Consider the following 21,214-nt stretch of genomic DNA (forward strand, 5'->3'; position numbering starts at 1 on the left):
TGACTCACGAGGAGAGACACCTAGCAATATCTATAGTGGTGCGGCGCCCAGAAAATACATAGTCGTCATTTTGGAGGACACCTGGGGGACACCTGACGACACCCGTTCACGGTGTGCCCGCGAGATGACGCCTGACCCGCTTTCGGGGGACAGATCAGTCGGGGTACAAACGCCCGATCTCAGCCCGAGAACGAGCGCCAGGCACCGTTCCCGGGGCGCAGCTCGCCGCGCAGCGCGCGCTGGGTCCGGGCCCATGCGTCCGGTCCCTGATCGGCCTGCGCCTCCTTGGCCGCGGCCGCCTGCTCGGCTGCCGCGGCGGCGAGCACCGCGGTCACGGCAGCGACCTCCTCCGGTGTCACGCCGCGCGTGAGGAACCGGAGCTGGGACGGGTCGAGCGGCGAGTCCGGGCTCGTCTCGGCAGCGTGCGCGCCACTCACAGCGGGATGTTCCCGTGCTTCTTCGGCGGAAGCGAGGCGCGCTTGGTGCGCAGGGCCCGCAGCGCCTTGATCACCGACACGCGCGTGGCCGCCGGCTCGATCACGCCGTCCAGCTCGCCGCGCTCGGCCGCGAGGAACGGGCTGGCCACGTTGTAGGTGTACTCGTTGGCGAGCTTCGTCCGCACTGCTGCGACGTCCTCGCCGGCCTCCTCCGCGCGCTTGATCTCGCCGCGGTACAGGATGTTGACCGCGCCCTGGCCGCCCATGACCGCGATCTCGGCGGTCGGCCAGGCCAGGTTGATGTCGGCGCCGAGCTGCTTGGAGCCCATGACGATGTAGGCGCCGCCGTAGGCCTTACGGGTGATGATCGTGACCAGCGGCACGGTCGCCTCGGCGTACGCGTACAGCAGCTTCGCGCCACGGCGGATCACGCCCGTCCACTCCTGGTCCGTGCCGGGCAGGTACCCGGGCACATCCACGAGGGTCAGGATCGGGATGCCGAACGCGTCGCAGAAGCGCACGAACCGCGAGGCCTTCTCACCGGCGTCGATGTTGAGCGTGCCCGCCATCGCGCTGGGCTGATTCGCGACGATGCCGACCGAGCGGCCCTCCACCCGGGCGAAGCCGATGACGATGTTCGGCGCGAAGAGCGGCTGCACCTCCAGGAACTCGCCCTCGTCCACGATGCCCTCGATGATCGTCTTGACGTCGTAGGGCTGGTTGGGGGAGTCCGGGATGACCGTGTTGAGCCGGCGGTCCGCGTCCGTGATCTCGAGCTCCGGCTCCGACTGGAAGGTCGGCAGCTCGGCGAGGTTGTTCTGCGGGAGGTAGCTGAGCAGAGTGCGCGCGTAGTCGAGCGCGTCCTCCTCGTCGCTCGCCAGGTAGTGCGAGACGCCGGAGACCTTGTTGTGCGTCAGCGCGCCGCCGAGCTCTTCGAAACCGACGTCCTCGCCGGTGACCGTCTTGATGACGTCCGGGCCGGTGACGAACATGTGGCTCGACTTGTCGACCATGATCACGAAGTCGGTGAGCGCGGGGGAGTACACCGCACCGCCGGCCGCCGGGCCCATGACGATGGAGATCTGCGGGATGACGCCGGAGGCTGCAGTGTTGCGGCGGAAGATCTCGCCGTACTTGCCGAGGGCGACCACGCCCTCCTGGATGCGGGCGCCGCCGGAGTCGAGGATGCCGATCATCGGCACGCCGGTCTTGAGCGCGTGGTCCATGACCTTGATGATCTTCTCGCCGGCGACCTCGCCGAGCGAGCCGCCGAAGATGGTGAAGTCCTGGCTGAACACGGCGACGTTGCGGCCGTGGATGGTGCCGACACCGGTGACGACCGCGTCGCCGTAGGGGCGCTTCGCCTCCATACCGAAGGCGTGCGTGCGGTGGCGGACGAACTCGTCCAGTTCGACGAAGGAGCCCTGATCGAGCAGCAGGTCGATGCGCTCGCGCGCAGTCAGCTTGCCCTTGGCGTGCTGCTTCTCGATGGCGGCCTGCCCGCTCGCGGTCACGGCCTCGTGGAACCGTTCCTTCAGGTCGGCGAGCTTGCCGGCGGTGGTGGTCAGGTCGGGGAGCTGGTCGGTCTGACGGTCTTCGGTGTCGGTCACGCCGTTCACTCTACCGGCCAGTGGAACGGGCATGCCGTTGACGAAATCCTACAAATCCGCCCGCCCGCTCTGGGGATGGGAGCCAGTGCGACAGACTGGGCGCGTGGAGTTCCGACGCAGCCGTGCCATCGTCCCCGTGCTCGAGGTCCTGCCCGAGGCGGGATCGACCAACGATGTCCTGCGCCAGCGCGCCGGCGGCCTGCCCGATCTCGCGGTGCTGGTCACCGACAACCAGACCGGTGGACGCGGGCGGCTCGGCCGGGAGTGGATCACCCCGCCGGGCACGGCGCTCGCGATCTCGGTGCTGCTCAAGCCGGTCGGGCTGCCGTCGTCCGCGTACGGCTGGTTCCCGCTGCTGGCCGGGCTCGCGATGAGCCGGGCGCTCGGGCCGCTGGTTCCGGGCGGCGTGCAGGTGAAGTGGCCGAATGACGTCCTCATCGAGGGCGACAAGGTGTGCGGCATCCTGGCCGAGCTGCTTCCGGACCTCTCGGGGCTCGTCATCGGCGCAGGGGTCAATCTCTCGCAGACGCGCGAGCAGCTGCCCACGGACACGTCCACCTCCCTGGCGCTCGCCGAGGCCACGGCGGTGGATGCTGACCTCGTGCTCTCCGCGTATCTCATCCAGCTGAGCACGGTGTACCGCGAATTCCTGTCCGCCGGCGGCGACCCGATCCGCAGCGCCCTGCGCGATGAAGTGGTGGAGGCGTGCCACACCGTCGGACGTCCGGTGCGCGTCCAGCTGCCCTCGGGCGACGACCTGCTGGGGACCGCGGTGGGCATCGACGAGGACGGCAGGCTCGTCGTGCAGTCGGATGCGGGCCGCACCGCAGTGGCGGCGGGCGACGTGACGCACCTGCGGTATTAATGGAGCATGAGCAGCACCCCGGACGGGACCTCCGCGCAGCCCGCCCAGCCGCCCGAGCGCGTCGTCGCCCGGCTGCGGACCAACGCTCGCCGGCTGTTCTGGCCGAGCCTGGTGCTGATCGCGGCCGCGGGCGCCGTCGGCTTCTTCGCCGGCCGGCTCGACGAGGTCTGGGAGATCGTGCTCCTGTGGACGGCAGCGGCCGTCGTCGTCCTGCTGCTCTTCCTGTTGCCGCTCGCGGCCTGGCTGAGCCGCCGCTACACGATCACGACGCGCCGGCTCATCATCCGGCACGGGTTCTTCGTCCGCGTCCGGCAGGAGCTGCTGCACAGCCGCGGCTACGACGTCAGCGTCCGGCGCACCTGGCTGCAGAGCGCGTTCCGCTCCGGTGACGTGCTCATCAACTCCGGGCTCGACCACCCGGTCGTCCTCAAGGACGTGCCGCAGGCCGACCAGGTGCAGCGGGCGCTCTCCGAGCTGATGGACCACTCGCAGACGGTCGTCGCCGTCCGTCGTCAGCAGTCGGAGTCAGTCACCGACGAGACCACGGTCTGGGGCAGCCGCTAGCGTCGAGCCGGTGATCGGCGCCTTCTCGCGCGCCGTCCGCGGCGTGACGTGCGCACCGGACGACAGGGCGCCGCGGGCTCCGGCGCGACGCTCGTCGCGAGCGGCCGCGCGCTCGGGCGAGAACACCCACCAGCGGTAGAACGCGAAGCGGAACACCGTGCCGAGGGCGAGCCCCACGACGTTGTTGGCGATGTTGTCGGCCAGCAGGCTCTGGAAGCCCAGCAGGTAATGCGAGACCCACACGCAGAGCAGGGGGATGGCCATCCCGGCCAGGCTGACGACGAAGAACTCGATGCCCTCGCGCGTCGCGTCGGAGTTGCGGTTGCCCGCGAACGCCCAGTACCGGTTGCCCAGCCAGTTGGCGGCGATGGCGACCAGGGTCGCGATGGCGGTCGCGTACAGCGTCTTGTGCGGCACGTTCTCCAGCACGAAGAGCATCAGCACGTTGAAGACGACCAGATTGACGACGAATCCGACGGCACCGACCGCGCCGAACTTGATCAGCTGCGGGAGCAGTCGCGCCTTGTGCGCTGAGGTGCGGGTCTCGGTCGTCATGCCCCTGCCTGAGATGCGGGAAGATGGTCAGTGCGTTCTTCACGGTACGCGGACGAGGTTTCGCGTTCCTGTGAATCACCCCAACCGGCATGAAAAGTATCAGAGAGGCGGGCAGTCCATGGCTAGTCAGATCGTCGGAGTGATCGGCGGAGGCCAGTTGGCCCGGATGATGATCCCTCCCGCGATCGAGCTCGGCATCGAGATCCGCGTGCTCGAGGAGGCCGAGGGCATGAGCGCCGACATCGCCGCCACGGGTGTGGGCGACTACCGCGACCTGGACACCGTGCTGGCCTTCGCCGACACCGTCGACGTGATCACTTTCGACCACGAGCACGTGCCGCAGCCGATCCTGAACGAGCTGATCGCACGGGGCATCCCGGTGCATCCCGGGCCGGATGCGCTCCTCTATGCGCAGGACAAGCTGCAGATGCGCGCGAAGCTGAGCGAGCTGGGCCTGCCGGTGCCGGATTGGGCGGCCGTCGAGTCGGCCGACGAGCTGGGCGCGTTCCTGGCGGACCACGGAGGCCGCGCCGTCGTGAAGACGGCCCGCGGCGGTTACGACGGCAAGGGCGTCCGGGTCGTGTCCGAGGCCATCGGCGCCGACGACTGGTTCGCCGCGCTCGCCGAGGACGGCCGTGGCGGCGCGCTGCTGGTCGAAGAGCTGGTGCCCTTCCGCCGAGAGCTCGCGCAGCTCGTCGCGCGGCGTCCCTCCGGCGAGATCGCCGCATGGCCGGTCGTCGAGACGGTGCAGCGCGACGGTGTGTGCGCCGAAGTGCTGGCGCCGGCGCCGGGATCGGCGGGCCGCGTGGCCGAGATGGCCGCCGACATCGCGCACCGCGTGGCGAAGGGCCTGGGCGTCACCGGTGTGCTCGCCGTGGAGCTGTTCGAGACGACCGACGGCCGCGTCCTGATCAACGAGCTCGCCATGCGCCCCCACAACAGCGGCCACTGGTCCATCGAAGGCGCCGTCACCAGCCAGTTCGAGCAGCACCTGAGGGCAGTCCTCGACCTGCCGCTCGGGTCCACGGAGCCGCGCGCGGACTGGTCCGTGATGGTCAACATCCTGGGAGGACCTGCCGAGGGGACTCTGCTGGACCGCTACCCGGCGGCGCTCGCCGCGCATCCCGAGGCCAAGTTCCACGGCTACGGCAAGGCGCCGCGTCCCGGACGGAAGGTTGGGCACGTGACCGTGGGCGGGGACGACCTCGACGACGTCGTGTACCGCGCCCGCGCCGCCGCGGCGTTCTTCGAGGGGTAACAGCGCGTCCCGCGTGGCAACCGGCCGGGATGCGGACACGCCTTTAAAGTGTCAGCCATGCCGTCCTCCGCTTCACCGCTCATCTCCGTCGTGATGGGGTCCGACTCCGACTGGTCCGTCATGCAGGAGGCGTCGCGCGTGCTCACCGAGTTCGGCGTCGCTCACGAGGTGGAGGTCGTCTCGGCCCACCGCACGCCCGAGAAGATGATCGCGTTCGGCAAGGACGCCGCCGGCCGCGGTGTGAAGGCGATCATCGCCGGAGCGGGGGAGCGGCGCACCTGCCCGGCATGCTCGCCGCCGTCACCACGCTCCCCGTCATCGGCGTGCCCGTTCCGCTCGCGCGCCTCGACGGGCTCGACTCGCTGCTGTCCATCGTGCAGATGCCCGCGGGCGTGCCCGTCGCGACCGTCTCCATCGGCGGCGCGCGCAACGCCGGGCTGCTCGCCGTCAAGATCCTCGCCACCTCCGACGACGCGCTCGCCGAAGCGCTCGCGCGGTTCGCCGCCGACCTCGAGGCCAGCGTCGAAGAGAAGAACCGGGCGCTCCAGGCGCAGCTGTGAGCAGGACCGCATGACCACGATCGCGACCCCCTGCGCCATCCGGACGCGTCGTCTCCGCACACCATGACGCGCCGCGGCTGGTGGCTGGTGCTGATGAACGTCCTGCTGCCCGGGTCCGCGCAGCTGGTCGCCGGCAACCGGCGGCTCGGGCGCATCGGGGTGCTCTCCACGCTCGCGCTCTGGGTGCTCGCCCTCGTGGGGCTCCTGCTGTACCTGGCGGCGCCGTCCACGGTCTACATGCTGTTCACGCAGTCCGCGAGCCTGACCGTGCTGCAGACCGCGCTCATTCTGTACGCGGTGCTGTGGGTGGTGCTCACGCTCGACACCCTGCGACTCGTGCGTCTGGTGCGCACCGCGAAGAACTCGCGCGGCTGGATCGCCGCCTTCGCCATCCTCGTCCTCGTCGGTGTCACCGGAACGGCGGGCTACGCCTCGGTCGTCGCGGGCTCGGCGCGCGGCGCCCTCGGCGACATCTTCTCGGCCGGGCCGTCGCAGCCTCCTGTCGACGGCCGCTACAACATCATGCTGCTCGGTGGCGACGCCGGCCCCGACCGCGACGGGCTGCGTCCGGACAGCATGTCGATCGTCAGCATCGACGCGAACACCGGCCAGGCGGTCACCATCGGTCTGCCGCGCGACCTCGACCCGGTGCCGTTCCAGAAGGACTCGCCGCTCCACAAGCTCTACCCCGACGGCTACGGCTACGAGGACCGCTGCGACGTCGACGTCTGCCAGCTCAACTCCATCTACACCGAGGTGGAGCTGTACAAGCCCGAGCTGTACCCGAACGCCGCCAAGAACAAGAGCGAGCCGGGCATCGAGGCGATGCGGGACGCGCTCGAGGGCGCGACCGGGCTGAAGATCCAGTACTACGTGCTCATCGACATGCAGGGCTTCGCCGACCTGGTGGACGCGCTCGGCGGCGTGGACATCACCGTCAGCCAGCGCATCCCGATCGGCGGCGATGAGAACCTGAACGGCGTCGTCGAATGGATCGAGCCGGGTCAGCGTCACCTCGACGGCTATCACGCCCAGTGGTACGCCCGCGCCCGGCACGGGACGAGCGACTACGACCGCATGGCACGCCAGCGGCAGTTGCAGGATGCGATCCTCAAGCAGGTCAACCCGGTGAACGTGGTGTCGAAGTTCCAGGACATCGCCAAGGCGGGGTCTCAGGTGATGAAGACGGACATCCCGCAGTCGATGCTCGGGTACTTCGTCGATCTGGGCATGAAGACGCGGAAGCTGCCGATCTCGCAGCTGGAGCTCGTGCCGCCCACGATCGATCCGACGGACCCGGATTACACGCAGATCCACCAGCTCGTGCAGCAGGCGGTGCACCCCGCGACGGCGAAGCCCACGGGCAAGTAAGACCCCCTGCCGCGTCCAGGTGACCCCTTAATAGGTCACAGGACCTGCTCAGCGCAACCCCGTATTTTCGAGCGCCTATGACGGGTACTGATGGAAACGTGGGACAGAAGACGGGACAGGTGAAGGGCGGACGGCTGGCCGCACTCGACGGCTTGCGCGGTATCGCCGCTCTGGTCGTCCTGTTGCACCACGCCATGTACACGAACCCCGACTTCCCGGGAGCACCCGGCGGCGGGAACGCGCCGACCGGCTCGGCGATGTGGTGGATCAGCTACACCCCGCTGAAGCTCTTCACGGCCGGCGTGGAGTCGGTGATCGTCTTCTTCGTCCTCTCCGGCCTGGTGGTCACCCTCCCGGTCATCCGCAAGCGCGGCTTCGACTGGGTCGCGTACTTCCCCCGCCGCGCCGTGCGCCTGCTCGTGCCCGTGATTGCGTCCGTCCTCCTCGCCGCCGTCTGGGTCATGGCGATCCCGCAGAAGTCGACGCAGCCCGACGGCACCTGGCTCAGCAGCTCCTCGACGCCGAACTTCGGCTGGGAGTACATCGTCAAGGGGTGGGACCTCCTCGGCGGCGATGGTCAGATCAACAACCCGCTGTGGTCTCTGCGCTGGGAGCTCGTCTTCTCGCTCGCCCTGCCGATCTTCGCGGTGCTCGCGCTTGCCGTGCGCAAGTGGTGGATCGGCGGCCTGGCGGCGGCCTGCGCGCTCACCTACCTGGGTGTGCACGCCGATTCGGGTGAGCTGCAGTACCTGCCGGCGTTCTTCGTCGGTGCCGTCATCGCCGTCCGCCTCGACGCCGTGCGCAACGTCGCCGAGCGGATCAATACGCACTGGTACCGCCACCTGCTCTGGGCGGCGATGACCATCGGCAGCCTCCTGCTCCTGATCGCTCCGTGGCTGGTCGGCCCGAACGTCGGCGAGATCCCGGAGCTCGAGGCCGTCCTCAAGGGCATGGTGCCGCTCGCCGCGGCCGGCCTCGTCGTCGTGGCGCTCGGCTGGAAGCCGCTGCGCGCGGTGCTCGAGACCCGCCCGGTGCAGTTCTCCGGCACGATCTCCTTCAGCCTGTACCTGGTGCACGTCCCGATCATCATCTTCAGCACCTACCTCTTCGCGGACGCCGCGTGGTACGTCGGGCCGTTCCTGTTCGGCATCCCGGTGGCCATCGCGCTCGCGGTCGGCTTCACCTGGCTGATTGAGAAGCGCAGCCACGGCTGGTCGAAGGCCGTCGGCCAGTGGGCTTCGAAGCGCTACAGCACCTGGTTCGGGCGCGAGGAGCAGTCGTCGACCGCGTCGCAGCCGGCCGAGTCTGCGTCGTCGTCGCGCCGATAGCCCTTCGGCCTTTGCCCGCAGCAGGCGAAGCATGTTTTAAGCGAGAAATCGCGTCACGAAGGCGGCAACGCCTCGTCTCCAAGGGTGAGGACGCATTCAGCGTCATCGGATCCTCCGACCTTGGGACAACCTGCGATGTTCTCGAATTCTCCCGCGCCTGACCGGCGACGAGCGCTCACCGCGCGGCGTGCAGCCGTCGCTGCGGTGACCACCGCCCGCGCAGCAGTCGCGGACGAACTCCGCGGCCCCCGTCGGCTTTGTGCTGAAGCCGACGCCGCTCCCTCACGCCGGAGGACCCCTGACCCCGCTCAGCGAGCGGGAAGAAGGCTTATCGCCGGGTCCTGCGGCGAGAAGGAAAGGAAGAGAAGAACTGCAATGACGGAAAACATACGGCTCCGGGGCGCGCGGCGCTCGCGGTGGGAACGGCGCTCTCGCTCGGTGCGCTCGGGGCTTTCGCGGGCGGCGCAGCCGCCATGGCGGCCCCGATCGATACCAACCAGCAGGGTACGATCATCGTCCACAAGTACGCGAACCCCGGTAACGGCGATCAGCAGCCCGACGGCAAGGGCACGGAGCCCAACACGGCCCCGATCGCGGGCGTGGTCTTCGAGTACTGCACCATCGCGGGGATCGACCTGCTCAACGGCGACAACTCCGGCTGGGACGCGATCAACAACATCACGGCGGCCGAGAAGACGGCCTCGGCCGCTCAGAACGTGTCGACGCTGGCGAACTACCAGCTCACGGGCTGCACCGAACTCCCGGCGACGCTTCAGGACGGAACGGCCTCCTCGGGGGCCCTCCCGCTGGGCGCGTACTTCGTCCGCGAGGTCTCCGGACCGTCTAACATCGTCGCTCCGGCGGCGCCGTTCATCGTCACCCTGCCGACCCCGAAGAACCACAAGGTCTCCGACGGCGAGTGGCAGTACGACGTGAACGTGTACCCGAAGAACACGATCGCGTCCGGTCCGCAGAAGAACGTGGTCGACCAGCCGGCGAACGGGGCTGCCCTCGGGGCGCCCGTGACCTACCAGGTCACCCAGCTGATTCCGGCGCTCGCGACGGGTGAGACCTACAACAAGCTGGTCCTGACCGACGACCTGGACGCCCGGCTCACGCCGTCCACCAGCGTGCCGGTGACGGTCAAGGCCGGCACCACCACGTTCGTGGATGGTACCGACTACACCGCGGCCTGGGCAGGCAACAAGCTGACCGTGACCTTCACGCCGGCGGGCCTCGCGAAGCTCCAGTCCGGCCAGAACGTGGTCTTCGAGTTCCAGGCGACGGTCAAGGACCTCGGTGCCGACGGCGAGATCGACAACAAGGCGTTCGTCAACCTCAACGACTTCGAGCTCACGCCGGGTACGCCGAACGGCCCGGACGGCTCGCCGACCGGCACGGTCACCACCCGCTGGGGTGACCTGACCTTCAAGAAGGTCAGCGACGCCAACCCGGCCCAGGGCCTCGGAGGCGCTGTCTTCCACATCCACATGGGCATGACCGACGTCGTCGGCGAGTGCACGGCCGACCTCACCGGCCTGGCGGTCGTCAACGACCCGGCCACCGGCAACCCGCTCGAGGTCACCTCCGACGCCAGCGGCACGCTGTTCGTCCCGGGTCTGTGGGTCGGTGACACCGAGAAGACGGTCGCCGCCGACGGCACGGTGTCGAACACGACCGTCACCGGTCACGACCTGCAGCAGCGCTGCTACGTCCTCGAGGAGATCAAGGCTCCGTCCGGATTCGTCCTCCCGAACAGCACCGCCGCGCTGACGCCGGTCATGGTGAAGACCGGGGCCAACGGCTCGACTCCGCTGGTCGAGATCAAGAACGTCCAGCAGGGTGCGCCCGAGCTGCCGTTCACCGGTTCGAGCGCGCAGCTCGCGCTGACCATCGGCGGCATCGCGCTGATCGTGGTCGCGCTGGGTGGTGTTCTGCTCGTCCGCTTCCGCAACAGCCGCCGCGAGAACGCGTAACCCGCGTCCCCGGCACTGAGGGGGCGGCCCGACCACACTCGGGTCGCCCCCTCACCCTCCCGACGAGACAGAACCTGCCATGCCCCGTAGCACGAAACGAACCGCGCGCACCGGCCGCCGGTGGCGTCCCAGCTTCGTGCTGATCCTCACGGCGGTGCTCGCCGTCATCGGCGCAGCAACCCTGACATACTCGCCGGCCGCAAGCTGGTTCAACGACTACAACCAATCCCTTGTCGTCAGCAAATACAGCGACTCCATCAAGGACGCCGACCCGAGCGCCAGCGAGCAGCTGGAGCAGGCGAAGGCGTACAACGACGCGCTCTCGGCCGGCGCCCTGATCGAAGCCAACACCAATGTCCCCACCGGGGACGGGACGAGTTCGGACGACAAGCTCGACTACTGGAAGATGCTCCGGACCCCGAGCGAGACGATGGCGCGCATCCAGGTCCCCAAGGTCGGCATCGACCTCCCGATCTACCACGGAACGAGCGAGGCCTCGCTGCTTCGCGGTGCCGGCCATCTGCAAGGGACCTCCCTGCCGGTCGGCGGCAAGGACACCCATTCCGTCATCACCGCCCACCGGGGGCTCGCGGACTCCACCATGTTCACCGACCTCGACAAGGTCGGCGTCGGCGATCGCTTCATCATCACCACGTTCGGCAAGGTGCTCACCTATCAGGTCATCGACACCAAGGTCGTGGAGCCTTCCGACAGCAGCAGTCTCCGGCAGGAGGCCGGCCGCGATCTCGTGACGCTGGTCACCTGTACCCCGCTCGGCATCAACACCCACCGGATCCTGGTCACCGGCAAGCGCATCACCCCCACACCGGCCGCAGACCTGGACACGGCCAACAAGACCGCGGCGACGCTCTCCTTTCCCTGGTGGGCGGTCGCGTTCCTCGGCGCGCTCGTGCTCATCGGCCTCTACACGTGGTGGGGCGGGCGGCTTCGCGGCCGCGCCGGCGGGCGCGGCCGGGTAGGGGACCAGGTCTCGTATACCTTCACCGCGACCCGGGTGGGACCGCCGACGCCCGCCCAGAGCGCCGGCCACGGTGTCTCGCTTCCGCCGCTGACCTACCGGTGGCCGCAGTCGCGCGGGACACTGCGGCCGGGCGAGCTCGTGACCGCATGGACGGACGACCCGGTCGCGAGACGGCGCACGTCGGAGCAACCGCCCACGACAGGCTTCGTGTTCACCGTCACGAACACGGGTGAGACGACGATGTACGGGGTGGACATCGCTCGCGGGCTGCCGGGCCTCGACGCCCTGGCGAGCGACTGGGTTACAGCTCTCGCCCCGCTCCCGCCCGGCCAGACCGCGGCGGCGGAGGTGACGCACCGGCTCACCGAGGCGGACTGCGGCACAGACGAGCCAGGGAGCGGCGCGCCGAAGGGCGGTCGCGGTCGCCGCGCGGATCGGCAGCGGCGCGCGCGGTCAAGGGACGCCGCGGTCTGACGACCCTGTTCCACGATGCTCTGACACTCAGGCTTTGTCGGGGGCGGAGGAACTGCGACAGTCTAAGCCGGTAACGGGACCAACCGACGGTCTCGCCGAAAGCTCAGAGGTCCGCGTGGAGCTGCCAGACGCGCTCGGCGGAGTCGCGCCAGCTGAACGCCCGGGCGCGGTCGGCGGCCAGGACGCGAAGCCGCGCACGAAGTTCGTCGTCCGTCAGCACGCGTCCGATCGCCTCGGCCAGGCGCTCCGTGTAGGCAGCGTCGTCCTCGGTGCTCGCCGGACGCTCGATGACCAGGCTCGAGCCGGCTGCGACCTCCACCAGGGCCGGGTCGTCCGAGTGGATGACGGGGAGGCCGAACTTGAACGCCTCCACGATCGGCAGGCCGAAGCCCTCCGCCAGGCTCGGGAAGACGAACAGCGTCGCGCGGTCGAGGGCGACGGCGAGGTCCGCATCCTCCAGGCGGCCAAGGGCGCGGACACGGTCCTCGGGGAGGCCCGCGGCGGCGGCGACGCCGGTGGCGGAGCGCTCGCCGACACGGTCCGGTCCGGCGATCAGCAGCGGTAGACCCTCGACCTCCGGCCGCGCCATGGCCCGGATGAGCGGGGCGAGGCCCTTGCGCGGCTCGACCGAGCCCAGCGTGAAGGCATAGCGCTCCGGGAGGCCCAGGCGCGCGGCGCGCTCGTCGGCGTCCGCCGGGACCCGCAAGGCGGTGGCCGGCGCCCCGCCGATCACCCGGATGCGGTCGCCGAAGTCGAGCACGTCGGCCAGGCGGTTCGCGACCGCGTGCGTCGGGACGACGATCGCGTCGGCGTGCTTGCGAGCGCGCTTCGCCATCGCCTTGGTCCACAGCGTCGTCGGGGTGCCCAGGGCATCCGGGTGGGTCCAGGCGAGCGTGTCGTGGATGGTGACGGCGACCTGCTCGGGCGCGTCCACCTGACTGTGGCGGCGCAGCGGAGCGAGCAGGGTCGGGGCGTGCAGGATGCCGGGAGGGCCGCCGACGGCGAGGCCGGACTGCCAGGCGAGCGCGAGCTCGCGCCGGGCGAGAGGGAGGCGGGTGACGGTCGCGACGCCGGGGAGGCGGGTGCGCACCTCGTCCAGCTGCTGGTCCGACACGGCCGAAACGATGGCCTCCACGTCGCAGTTGCGAGGAGCGGTGAGGATGAGCTGACGAGTCAGCTCCTCCGTGTACCGGCGCGCCCCTGGGGTGCGTCGACGACGAGGTCGTCGACGATCACTCTGAGGGTCGTCATACCGCTCCTGTCTGCCGTCCGGATGTCGGATCCTATGAAACCATGCTCCGGCCCGGAAGTCGCTGGAAGCGCACGAGGGTGCGCGTCAGCAGGCGGTGAGACTGTTCAGCGAGGAACCGAGCACGGCGGTGCCGCCGAGCAGGAAGACCCGTTGCGCCTTCTGAGCGCTGAGGTCGGAGAGGACGGAGCGCGGGACGCATCCGCCGTTCGTGGTGAACAACGGGGCTCCCTTGACGGCGGCCAGAGCGGAGCCGGCCAGGGCGTCGGGGAAGCCGAGTCCGCTGGCGAGATAGGCGGTGGTGAACGTCGGGAACGAGGCGCGTCCGACCTGCTCCGCCGTCTCGAACCGGTCACTGCCCGACAGACGCGTGACCGTCACGCCGTTGATGCCGAGGCCGCTGAGGACGCCGGGACTGACCACGTTGACGCCGCCGACCACCGTCACCTTCTTCGTGCCCCTCGAGGCGAGGTAGGCCGTGGTGACGGGGTCGATGGACGAGGCGCCGCCGTTGACCAGCAGAACGGGCGCGCCGGACGCACCGGCGGCGGCTCCCGCGGCGAGGGCGTCCGGGAAGTTCATGGCGGTGGCGACGAAGGCGGTCGGGATGGAGGCGCCGAAGGCGGTCGTGGCGATCCGGCGGGACGTCTCGAAGCGGTCCGAGCCGGCGATGCGCGTCACGGTGGCGCCCACCTGCTTCCCGACGGCGACGAGGGCGGATTCGATGGCGGGTGGCACCACGTTGACACCGCCGACGATGCGGATCGTTTTCGGGTGCAGGGACAGGATCTCGTTCCGCACGGCATCGGAGAGCGTGTAGGCGACGAGCAGCAGCGGACCGCCCTCCTTCGCCGCCGCCGGCCCGGCACTCAGAGCATCCGGGTAGTTGAGCCCGGTGGCGACGTAGACGGTGTCCGCGGTCGTCGGGTACGCCTGCTGCGCGATCTTCACGCTGGTGTCGAAGCGGTCCGAGCCTGCGATGCGCTGCGTCGGGATGGCGTCGATCGACAGGGGACCGCCTACAGCCGGGCCGACCGAGCGCGTGCCGTACGCCGCACGGACGGTGAAGCTGGTGTCGCCGTTGGGCGCGCCGGCAAGCGACACCGACCAGGCCCCGTTGACGATGCTCGCCACGCGCGCCGTGCTCTCCGACGCCAGCTGCAGGCGGACGGTGGAACCCGGCACGGCGTTGACGGCGGTGCCCGAGATGGTGGCGCCCTGCGTCACGTGGTTGCCCGCGGGCAGCGAGGTGACCGCGACCGTAGCCGTCACCGACACGGCCGGCTCCCACGACCCGGCGTAGCGCGACATGACGCTGGAGCCACCGGTCGACGAGACCAGCGGGTAGAACGCGGTGAAGTAGTTCGGGTCGGTGCACGCAAGATTCGGGCCGGCGGAGACGAGGCCGATCGCCATGCCGCCCGACATCGCGGCGCCTCCGCTGTCGCCGCGGTCGGCGCAGGTGGTCGCGATGATCGAGTTCACGGAGTGCGTGCCGTTCTCGTCCTCGACCGACACGATGACGTCCGTCTGCTCGACGATGCCGCAGGTCCAGCCGGTCGTCGAACCGCTCTTGCACAGCGGTGCGCCGGCGACGGCGGCCCCGACGCGGGTCACGGTGCTGGGTGGGCTGCCGAGCGGAGCGCCGGCGCCGTTCGTCCCCCAGCTGAGCACCGAGGACTGCGACGTGTGACCGGCGGTCAGGGCGATGAGCGAGGAGTCCGCGTCGTTGCCGAACTGGTTCGCGCCGCTCACCCAGGAGCCGAGGGGGCCGCCGATCGCGCCGTCCGATCCGGTGTACTTCTGAGGCCCCGTCATGGTCAGCTCGGTGGTGGTGGAGCCGGGCTCGACGCAGTGGCCGGCCGACAGCAGCTGCGGCGCACCGCTGGTGACGCTGTAGCCGGGGAAGCCGGCGGAGCAGCGCCAGGCGCCGGAGGGGTTCTTGATCATGTAGGGCTGGCCGCCGTACACCTCACCCGACAGAGGGCGGAGTGCGACCTGGGGCAGGGCGCGGTGCGGCGCGGTGCCGACGACAGCCGTTGCTCCCGCCGCCCGCGCCAGGGAGGCGGTCTGTGCGTCCGAGGCGTAGACGGTGACGGCGGTGCCGTCGAGGTGGGCGCTGACGGTCGCGCCGGTCCGATCCTTGAGCGCGTCCACGAGCGCGTCCGCATCCTGGGCCGCGGCCGCCTGCGCCAGGTACTGCGCCGGGTCGATGTGGAGGTCGCGACGGACCGCCTGGGCGACCCCGGGCTGGAGCTTGTCGGCGGCCGAGCGGAAGGCGTCGGCGGACCGCGGGTGCAGGCGTGGGAGGGCCGGGGGAGTGGCGTCCGCGTCCGGGCCGTCCCCATCCTCCCCGACCCCACCTTGCCCGTCGGGCGCTGTGGACGGCGCAGCGACGGCGACCGCGTGCGTCGGCGTCGCCGACTGCGCCGATGCGGCCGCCGGGGCCAGCAGCGTCAGGCCGACGGCAGCGGCCACGGCGAGGACTAGTGCACGGTTCACGAAAAAGCATCCCTCGTCACAGGCGAGGGGCGATTCGGGCACTTCGATCCCCGCACGGATGGTGTCGGAGCAAACCTAGACGGCCGGGGAAATCGCCCGCAAATCCCCAGACCGGGGTTCGTGGCCCTACGGAACGGCGGGATCAGTCGAAGAGGCCGTCGGCCGTCGCGGCCGCGAGGGCGTCCTGCCACGGCCGCATGGGCTGCAGCCCGGCGCGCGTCCACGCGTCGTGCCCCAGCACCGAGTAGGACGGGCGGGGAGCCGGGCGGACGAAGGTGGTGCTGTCCGTCGGCTTCACGCGTTCCGGATCCAGCCCCGCCGCGGCGAAGACCGCTCGCGCGAAGCCGTACCAGGTGGTCTGGCCGGAATTAGTCCCGTGGTAGACCCCGGCCGGCGCGTCGCTGTCGACCAGTGCGACGATCTGGGCGGCGAGGTCGCCGGTCCATGTCGGCTGGCCGACCTGGTCGTCGACCACGCTGACGGTCTCGTGGCTGCCCGCGAGCTTCACCATGGTCTTGGCGAAGTTGGCGCCACCGGCGCCGTACAGCCACGCCGTGCGGACGACGTATGCGCCGTCGGGATGCGCGGCCAGGGCGAGCTCTTCGCCCGCGGCCTTGGTGCGTCCGTACGCGTTCAGCGGGTCGCGCGGGGTGTCCTCGGCGTACGGCTCGGTCGCCTGCCCGTCGAAGACGTAGTCGGTCGAGACCGTGACGAACCGTGCGCCGTTGCGGGCGGCGGCGATGGCGAGGTTTTCGGTGCCGAGCGCGTTGATGGCGTAGGCGTCGTCCTCGTGGGTCTCGGCGTCGTCCACCTTCGTGTACGCGGAGGCGTTGATCACGACGTCGTGCCCGGCGACCGCGGCGAGCACCGCATCCCGGTCGGTGACGTCGAGCTCGGCGCGGGACAGCGCGGTCACGTCGCGGCCGGCCAGCGCCTTCTGCAGGTCCTGGCCGAGCATCCCGGCCGCCCCGGCGATGAGGTAGCGCGTCATCAGTTGTCGAGCGCCGCGCGGGCCTTCAGCGGCTCCCACCAGGCGCGGTTGTCGCGGTACCACTGCACGACGTCGGCGAGGCCCTGCTGGAACGGGACAAGCGGCTCGTAGCCGAGCTCCGACTGGATCTTGGAGATGTCGACCGAGTAGCGCAGGTCGTGGCCGAGGCGGTCGGCGACGCGGTCGACGTACGACCAGTCCTTGCCGGTCGCGTCGAGGAGCAGCTGGGTGAGCTCCTTGTTGGTTAGCTCGGTGCCGCCGCCGATGTTGTAGATCTCGCCGGCGCGGCCGTTCACGAGCACCATCGCGATCCCGCGGGTGTGGTCGTCGACGTGCAGCCAGTCGCGGATGTTGTTGCCCTCGCCGTACAGCGGAACGTGCTTGTCGTCGATGAGGTTCGTGACGAACAGCGGGATGACCTTCTCGGGGAAGTGGTACGGCCCGTAGTTGTTCGAGCAGCGCGTGATCGACAGGTTGAGGCCGTGCGTGCGGAAGTAGCTGCGGGCGAGCAGGTCGCTACCGGCCTTCGAGGCGGAGTACGGGGAGTTCGGCTCGAGCGGGCGGTCCTCGGCCCACGAGCCCTCGGCGATGGAGCCGTAGACCTCGTCGGTGGAGACGTGGACGAAGCGCTTCAGGTTGTTGCGCAGGGCCGCGTCGAGCAGCTGCTGGGTGCCGAGAACGTTGGTCTCGACGAAGATCGAGGCGTCGCGCACCGAGCGGTCGACGTGCGACTCGGCGGCGAAGTGCACGACCGCGTCCACGCTCGGGAACAGCTCGTCGAGCAGGCCGCCGTCGCGGATGTCGCCCTTGACGAAGGTGTAGCGGGGGAGTCGGCGACCGGCGCCAGGTTGGCCAGGTTGCCGGAGTAGGTCAGTGCGTCGAGCACGACGACCTCGGCGCCCTCGAGGCCGGGATACGCGTCCTGCAGAGTGCGACGGACGAAGTTGGAGCCGATGAAACCGGCGCCGCCAGTGACGAGAATCTTCATGGGGATGGGTGACCTGCCTCACGGAGTCGTGGATTACCGGGCGAGTCTACCAATGAGGTCCGAAAGCCCTTGATCTCAGGCAACCATTTCGCGCTAGGCTGCCGATCATGGTCTCTGGGGGGAACCGCGCGGGAGTGCGCGCGATGGTCACTGCTCTGTTGTCGTTCGCGGTCGTTGCGGGGGTGCTGACGGCGTCGCCGGCGGTGGCGGACGACTCGCATCGGTCGCAGTATTACGACGCCGTCGCGAAGGCGCAGGGCACGAGCGCGCCCGATGATGCCCAGCTCGAGAAGAACGTGCGCGACGCGCTGGGGGACGCGGGCGTGTCCGCTTTGGCGGCGCCCGTCGCCGACGCATCGCAGTTCAAAGCGGGGCGGCTCGTCGAGGATGCGGACTTCTACCGCGGGGACGCGTGGCCGGCCGAGACCATCCAGGCGTTCCTCGAGAGCAAGGTGCCCACTTGTCAGGCTACGAGTGGGCCGACCTGCCTTCGCAACTATCGCGCGACGACTCCGTCGAAGGCGGCAGGAGCGGCATGCTCCGCCTACACGGGCCAGGCGAACGCTTCCGCCGCCGCGATCATCGCCGGTGTGGGGCGAGCGTGCGGGATCAATCCCGTCGTCCTGCTCGCCCTCATCCAGAAGGAGCAGGGCCTCGTCTACTCGTCCAAGCCCACGCAGTGGATGTACGACCACGCCACGGGGTGGAACTGTCCCGATGTCGGCGCGGACCCGCAGTGTGACGGCACGCCGACGTCCACCGGCTTCTTCAACCAGGTGTTCGGTGCCGCGTGGCAGTTCAAGACCTACGGATCGGACCCGTACTTCGACTGGTTCCCGGTCGGTTCCACGAGCGCGATCCAGTACAACCTCGACAAGAGCTGCGGGACGAAGAACGTCCTGATCGAGAACAAGGCGACCGCCGCGCTGTACTACTACACGCCCTACACGCCGAACCAGGCATCGCTGAACAATTACCCCGGTGAAGGCGACGCCTGCTCGGCGTACGGCATCCGCAACTTCTGGATGTTCTTCCACGCCTGGTGGGGCTATGGCGTCACCCGGGCTTCCGGGTCGGACCGGTTCGAGACGTCCGCGGCGATCTCGCGCGCGGCGATCCCGTCGCCCGGTGCCGGCATCGCCGCTGCGTATGTGGCCAACGGCATGGTGTTCCCGGACGCGCTCGCCGCAGCTCCGGCCGCGGCGAAGCGCGGCGGCCCGCTCCTTCTCACAACCGCGGGAGCGGTGCCGGCGGTCATCATGACCGAGCTCCGTCGCCTCAAGCCGACGACGATCTACGTGGTCGGCGGCCCGCAGTCGGTCTCCGACGCAGCCGTCGCGCAGCTCGCTGGGATCAAGTCCGGGCAGGTCGTCAAGCGCATCTCGGGATGGGACCGCTTCCAGACCTCGCAGGCGATCGCCCTCGACGCCTTCCAGACCAGTCATCCCACTCGGGCGTACCTGGCGTACGGGCTCAACTTCCCGGACGCGCTCTCGGCGGGCGCGGCCGCGGGCGCCAAGGGGTACCCGGTTCTCCTCGTCGTCGGCGGCACGCCTGACGCGGCGACCATCGCCACGCTGCGGAAGCTCGGCGTAACCCAGACCACGGTCGTCGGCGGAACGACCGTCATTCCCGACAGCTACCTCACCGGCCTCCGGCAGCGGGGATTCACCGCGGGTCGGATCGCCGGCGATGACCGCTTCCTCACGAGTCTCGCGATTATGAAGGATGCGTTCCCGTCCAGCACTCCCACCACGTACGTCGCCTCGGGAATGGCCTTCCCGGACGCGCTGTCCGGAGCTGCCCTCGCCGCCAAGACGAAGAACGCCCTTCTCGTCACCCCGGGCTGGTGCGTCTACCCGGGATCTGTGCAGTACGCGCAGCGCTCGTCGACGATCGGGTTGATCGGCGGTACGACGGCCGTGAGCCCTCAAGTGGGGTTGCTCAGCGCCTGCCAGTAGACTCTCGGAGTGCAGATCCGCGAATTGACGATCCCCGACTCGTACGAGATCACCCCCAAGCAGCACGCCGACGACCGTGGCGTGTTCCTGGAGTGGTACCGCTTCGACCGGCTGGAGGAGGCCGTCGGCCACCGCCTCGACCTGCGGCAGGCGAACACCTCCGTGTCCCGGCGCGGGTCCGTGCGCGGCATCCACTTCGCCGACATCCCGCCGAGCCAGGCCAAGTACGTGACGGCGACGCGGGGTGCCGTGCTGGACTACGTGATCGACATCCGCCTCGGCTCGCCGACCTACGGCCAGTGGGACTCGGTGCTGCTCGACGACACCGACCGGCGCGCGATCTACATCGCCGAGGGGCTGGGCCACTGCTTCGTCGCGCTGACCGACGACGCCACCGTGAGCTACCTCGTCACCGACGTCTACAACCCGGGACGCGAGCACGGCATCAACCCGCTCGACCCGGACATCGCGCTGCGGTTCCCGGACGAGGCGGGCGAGCCGCTGCTGTCCCCGAAGGACACTGAGGCGCCGTCCCTCGCCGAGGCCGCCGCGGCCGGTCTGCTCCCCACCTGGGACGCGGCCCGCGCCTACTACGCGTCGCTCGACGCATCCACCGACAAGGGAGGCAACTGACGATGCGCGGCATCATCCTCGCCGGCGGATCCGGCACCCGGCTGTGGCCGATCACCAAGGGCATCTCGAAGCAGCTCATGCCCATCTACGACAAGCCGATGGTCTACTACCCGCTGTCGACGCTGATGATGGCCGGCATCGACGAGATCCTGATCATCACGACGCCCGAGTACAACGAGCAGTTCAAGGCTCTCCTCGGCGACGGGTCGCACCTCGGCATCCGCCTCGAGTACGCGGTGCAGGAGTCGCCCGACGGCCTCGCGCAGGCCTTCATCATCGGCGAGGAGTTCATCGGCGACGAGTCGGTCGCGCTCGTCCTCGGCGACAACATCTTCCACGGCACCGGCCTCGGCTCGTCGCTGCGCAACCACAGCAGCATCGACGGCGCCCTGATCTTCGCCTACCAGGTCAGCAACCCGACCGCGTACGGCGTCGTCGAGTTCGACGACGACTTCAAGGCCCTCTCCATCGAGGAGAAGCCGACCAAGCCGAAGTCCAAGTACGCCGTCCCCGGCCTCTACTTCTACGACAACAGCGTGGTCGAGATCGCGAAGACCATCGAGCCCAGCGCGCGCGGCGAGCTGGAGATCTCCACGGTCAACGAGCGGTACCTGGAGGCCGGCAACCTGCAGGTCCAGGTGCTCGACCGCGGCACCGCGTGGCTCGACACCGGGACGTTCGAGTCGATGATGCAGGCGTCCGAGTACGTGCGCGTCATCGAAGACAGGCAGGGCTTCAAGGTCGGCTGCATCGAGGAGATCGCCTGGCGCGCGGGCTGGATCGACGACGCGCAGCTCGAGGCGCTGGCCGCACCGCTCGTCAAGAGCGGCTACGGCAGCTACCTCATGCGTCTGCTGAGCGAGTAGCGCACACTCCGTGCGTCGCGCCCGGGGTCTTGCGCGACCCCGGG

15 protein-coding genes and 3 pseudogenes are annotated in these 21,214 nt (G+C 69.7%); 11 read left to right on the plus strand and 7 right to left on the minus strand.

What is annotated here, in order from left to right:
* Nucleotides 1-179: 179 nt before the first annotated feature.
* Both ACRAWB_RS00980 and ACRAWB_RS00985 read right to left on the minus strand, forming a co-directional pair.
* Nucleotides 180-437, minus strand: coding sequence for an acyl-CoA carboxylase epsilon subunit (locus ACRAWB_RS00980; RefSeq protein WP_431351653.1), 258 nt, complete (start codon nt 435-437; stop codon nt 180-182).
* Nucleotides 434-2,080 (minus strand): acyl-CoA carboxylase subunit beta, encoded by a 1,647-nt coding sequence (locus ACRAWB_RS00985; protein ID WP_431351654.1) that lies wholly within the window; start codon nt 2,078-2,080, stop codon nt 434-436. The genes ACRAWB_RS00980 and ACRAWB_RS00985 overlap by 4 nt, the downstream gene beginning before the upstream one ends.
* A 70-nt stretch (nt 2,081-2,150) precedes the next feature.
* Between ACRAWB_RS00985 and ACRAWB_RS00990 the strand changes: the two genes are divergently transcribed.
* Both ACRAWB_RS00990 and ACRAWB_RS00995 read left to right on the plus strand, forming a co-directional pair.
* Nucleotides 2,151-2,912, plus strand: a complete 762-nt coding sequence (locus tag ACRAWB_RS00990) for a biotin--[acetyl-CoA-carboxylase] ligase (RefSeq protein WP_431351655.1) — start codon at nt 2,151-2,153, stop codon at nt 2,910-2,912.
* Nucleotides 2,913-2,918: 6 nt separating this feature from the next.
* Entirely contained in the window at nt 2,919-3,476 is a 558-nt protein-coding gene (locus tag ACRAWB_RS00995) for a PH domain-containing protein (RefSeq protein WP_431351656.1), read from the plus strand.
* Here ACRAWB_RS00995 and ACRAWB_RS01000 read toward each other — a convergent pair.
* Nucleotides 3,438-4,031 (minus strand): GtrA family protein, encoded by a 594-nt coding sequence (locus tag ACRAWB_RS01000; protein ID WP_431351657.1) that lies wholly within the window; start codon nt 4,029-4,031, stop codon nt 3,438-3,440. The two genes, ACRAWB_RS00995 and ACRAWB_RS01000, sit on opposite strands and share 39 nt — an antisense overlap.
* 13 nt (nt 4,032-4,044) lie before the next feature.
* Between ACRAWB_RS01000 and ACRAWB_RS01005 the strand changes: the two genes are divergently transcribed.
* From ACRAWB_RS01005 to ACRAWB_RS01030, 6 genes and pseudogenes are all read left to right on the plus strand, one after another.
* A complete protein-coding gene (locus ACRAWB_RS01005; protein ID WP_431351658.1) occupies nt 4,045-5,289 on the plus strand; it encodes a 5-(carboxyamino)imidazole ribonucleotide synthase in 1,245 nt (414 codons plus the stop codon).
* A gap of 57 nt (nt 5,290-5,346) precedes the next feature.
* Nucleotides 5,347-5,849 (plus strand): annotated as a pseudogene (gene purE / locus ACRAWB_RS01010) (5-(carboxyamino)imidazole ribonucleotide mutase).
* A gap of 63 nt (nt 5,850-5,912) precedes the next feature.
* On the plus strand, nt 5,913-7,220 hold the full coding sequence (locus ACRAWB_RS01015) for an LCP family protein (RefSeq protein WP_431351659.1): 1,308 nt from the start codon (nt 5,913-5,915) through the stop codon (nt 7,218-7,220).
* Between the two features lie 98 nt (nt 7,221-7,318).
* A complete protein-coding gene (locus ACRAWB_RS01020; RefSeq protein WP_431351660.1) occupies nt 7,319-8,548 on the plus strand; it encodes an acyltransferase family protein in 1,230 nt (409 codons plus the stop codon).
* A 416-nt stretch (nt 8,549-8,964) separates the two neighbouring features.
* Nucleotides 8,965-10,524 (plus strand): SpaH/EbpB family LPXTG-anchored major pilin, encoded by a 1,560-nt coding sequence (locus ACRAWB_RS01025; RefSeq protein WP_431351661.1) that lies wholly within the window; start codon nt 8,965-8,967, stop codon nt 10,522-10,524.
* A gap of 79 nt (nt 10,525-10,603) precedes the next feature.
* Nucleotides 10,604-11,980 (plus strand): class C sortase, encoded by a 1,377-nt coding sequence (locus tag ACRAWB_RS01030; RefSeq protein ID WP_431351662.1) that lies wholly within the window; start codon nt 10,604-10,606, stop codon nt 11,978-11,980.
* A gap of 103 nt (nt 11,981-12,083) precedes the next feature.
* Here the strand turns inward: ACRAWB_RS01030 and ACRAWB_RS01035 are convergent.
* From ACRAWB_RS01035 to rfbB, 4 genes and pseudogenes are all read right to left on the minus strand, one after another.
* A pseudogene (locus ACRAWB_RS01035) lies at nt 12,084-13,231 on the minus strand (glycosyltransferase family 4 protein).
* 85 nt (nt 13,232-13,316) lie between these two features.
* The gene (locus tag ACRAWB_RS01040) at nt 13,317-15,731 is read right to left on the minus strand and encodes a cell wall-binding repeat-containing protein (RefSeq protein ID WP_431351663.1); all 2,415 of its coding nucleotides are present in this window, start codon (nt 15,729-15,731) and stop codon (nt 13,317-13,319) included.
* Nucleotides 15,732-15,873: 142 nt separating this feature from the next.
* The gene (gene rfbD, locus ACRAWB_RS01045) at nt 15,874-16,722 is read right to left on the minus strand and encodes a dTDP-4-dehydrorhamnose reductase (RefSeq protein WP_431351664.1); all 849 of its coding nucleotides are present in this window, start codon (nt 16,720-16,722) and stop codon (nt 15,874-15,876) included.
* Nucleotides 16,722-17,710, minus strand: a pseudogene (gene rfbB, locus ACRAWB_RS01050) (dTDP-glucose 4,6-dehydratase). The gene rfbD and the pseudogene rfbB overlap by 1 nt, the downstream one beginning before the upstream one ends.
* Before the next feature lie 107 nt (nt 17,711-17,817).
* Between rfbB and ACRAWB_RS01055 the strand changes: the two are divergent.
* From ACRAWB_RS01055 to rfbA, 3 genes are read left to right on the plus strand one after another with little or no spacing between them, the layout of a single operon-like run.
* Nucleotides 17,818-19,671, plus strand: coding sequence for a cell wall-binding repeat-containing protein (locus ACRAWB_RS01055; RefSeq protein ID WP_431351665.1), 1,854 nt, complete (start codon nt 17,818-17,820; stop codon nt 19,669-19,671).
* 9 nt (nt 19,672-19,680) lie between these two features.
* The gene (locus ACRAWB_RS01060; RefSeq protein WP_431351666.1) at nt 19,681-20,304 is read left to right on the plus strand and encodes a dTDP-4-dehydrorhamnose 3,5-epimerase family protein; all 624 of its coding nucleotides are present in this window, start codon (nt 19,681-19,683) and stop codon (nt 20,302-20,304) included.
* Between the two features lie 2 nt (nt 20,305-20,306).
* Nucleotides 20,307-21,170 (plus strand): glucose-1-phosphate thymidylyltransferase RfbA, encoded by an 864-nt coding sequence (rfbA, locus tag ACRAWB_RS01065; protein ID WP_431351667.1) that lies wholly within the window; start codon nt 20,307-20,309, stop codon nt 21,168-21,170.
* The last annotated feature ends 44 nt before the right edge of the window (nt 21,171-21,214 follow it).

It is taken from the genome of Leifsonia poae, assembly GCF_050632865.1.
Classification (GTDB): Bacteria; Actinomycetota; Actinomycetes; order Actinomycetales; family Microbacteriaceae; genus Leifsonia; species Leifsonia poae_B.

Coding starts and splice junctions, on each gene's coding strand:
- ACRAWB_RS00985 (WP_431351654.1), bottom strand. CDS start 2,080: ATGCCCGTTCCACTGGCCGGTAGAGTGAACGGCGTGACCGACACCGAA.
- ACRAWB_RS00995 (WP_431351656.1), top strand. CDS start 2,919: ATGAGCAGCACCCCGGACGGGACCTCCGCGCAGCCCGCCCAGCCGCCC.
- ACRAWB_RS01000 (WP_431351657.1), bottom strand. CDS start 4,031: ATGACGACCGAGACCCGCACCTCAGCGCACAAGGCGCGACTGCTCCCG.
- ACRAWB_RS01005 (WP_431351658.1), top strand. CDS start 4,045: ATGCGGGAAGATGGTCAGTGCGTTCTTCACGGTACGCGGACGAGGTTT.
- ACRAWB_RS01015 (WP_431351659.1), top strand. CDS start 5,913: ATGACGCGCCGCGGCTGGTGGCTGGTGCTGATGAACGTCCTGCTGCCC.
- ACRAWB_RS01030 (WP_431351662.1), top strand. CDS start 10,604: ATGCCCCGTAGCACGAAACGAACCGCGCGCACCGGCCGCCGGTGGCGT.
- rfbD (WP_431351664.1), bottom strand. CDS start 16,722: ATGACGCGCTACCTCATCGCCGGGGCGGCCGGGATGCTCGGCCAGGAC.
- ACRAWB_RS01055 (WP_431351665.1), top strand. CDS start 17,818: ATGGTCTCTGGGGGGAACCGCGCGGGAGTGCGCGCGATGGTCACTGCT.
- rfbA (WP_431351667.1), top strand. CDS start 20,307: ATGCGCGGCATCATCCTCGCCGGCGGATCCGGCACCCGGCTGTGGCCG.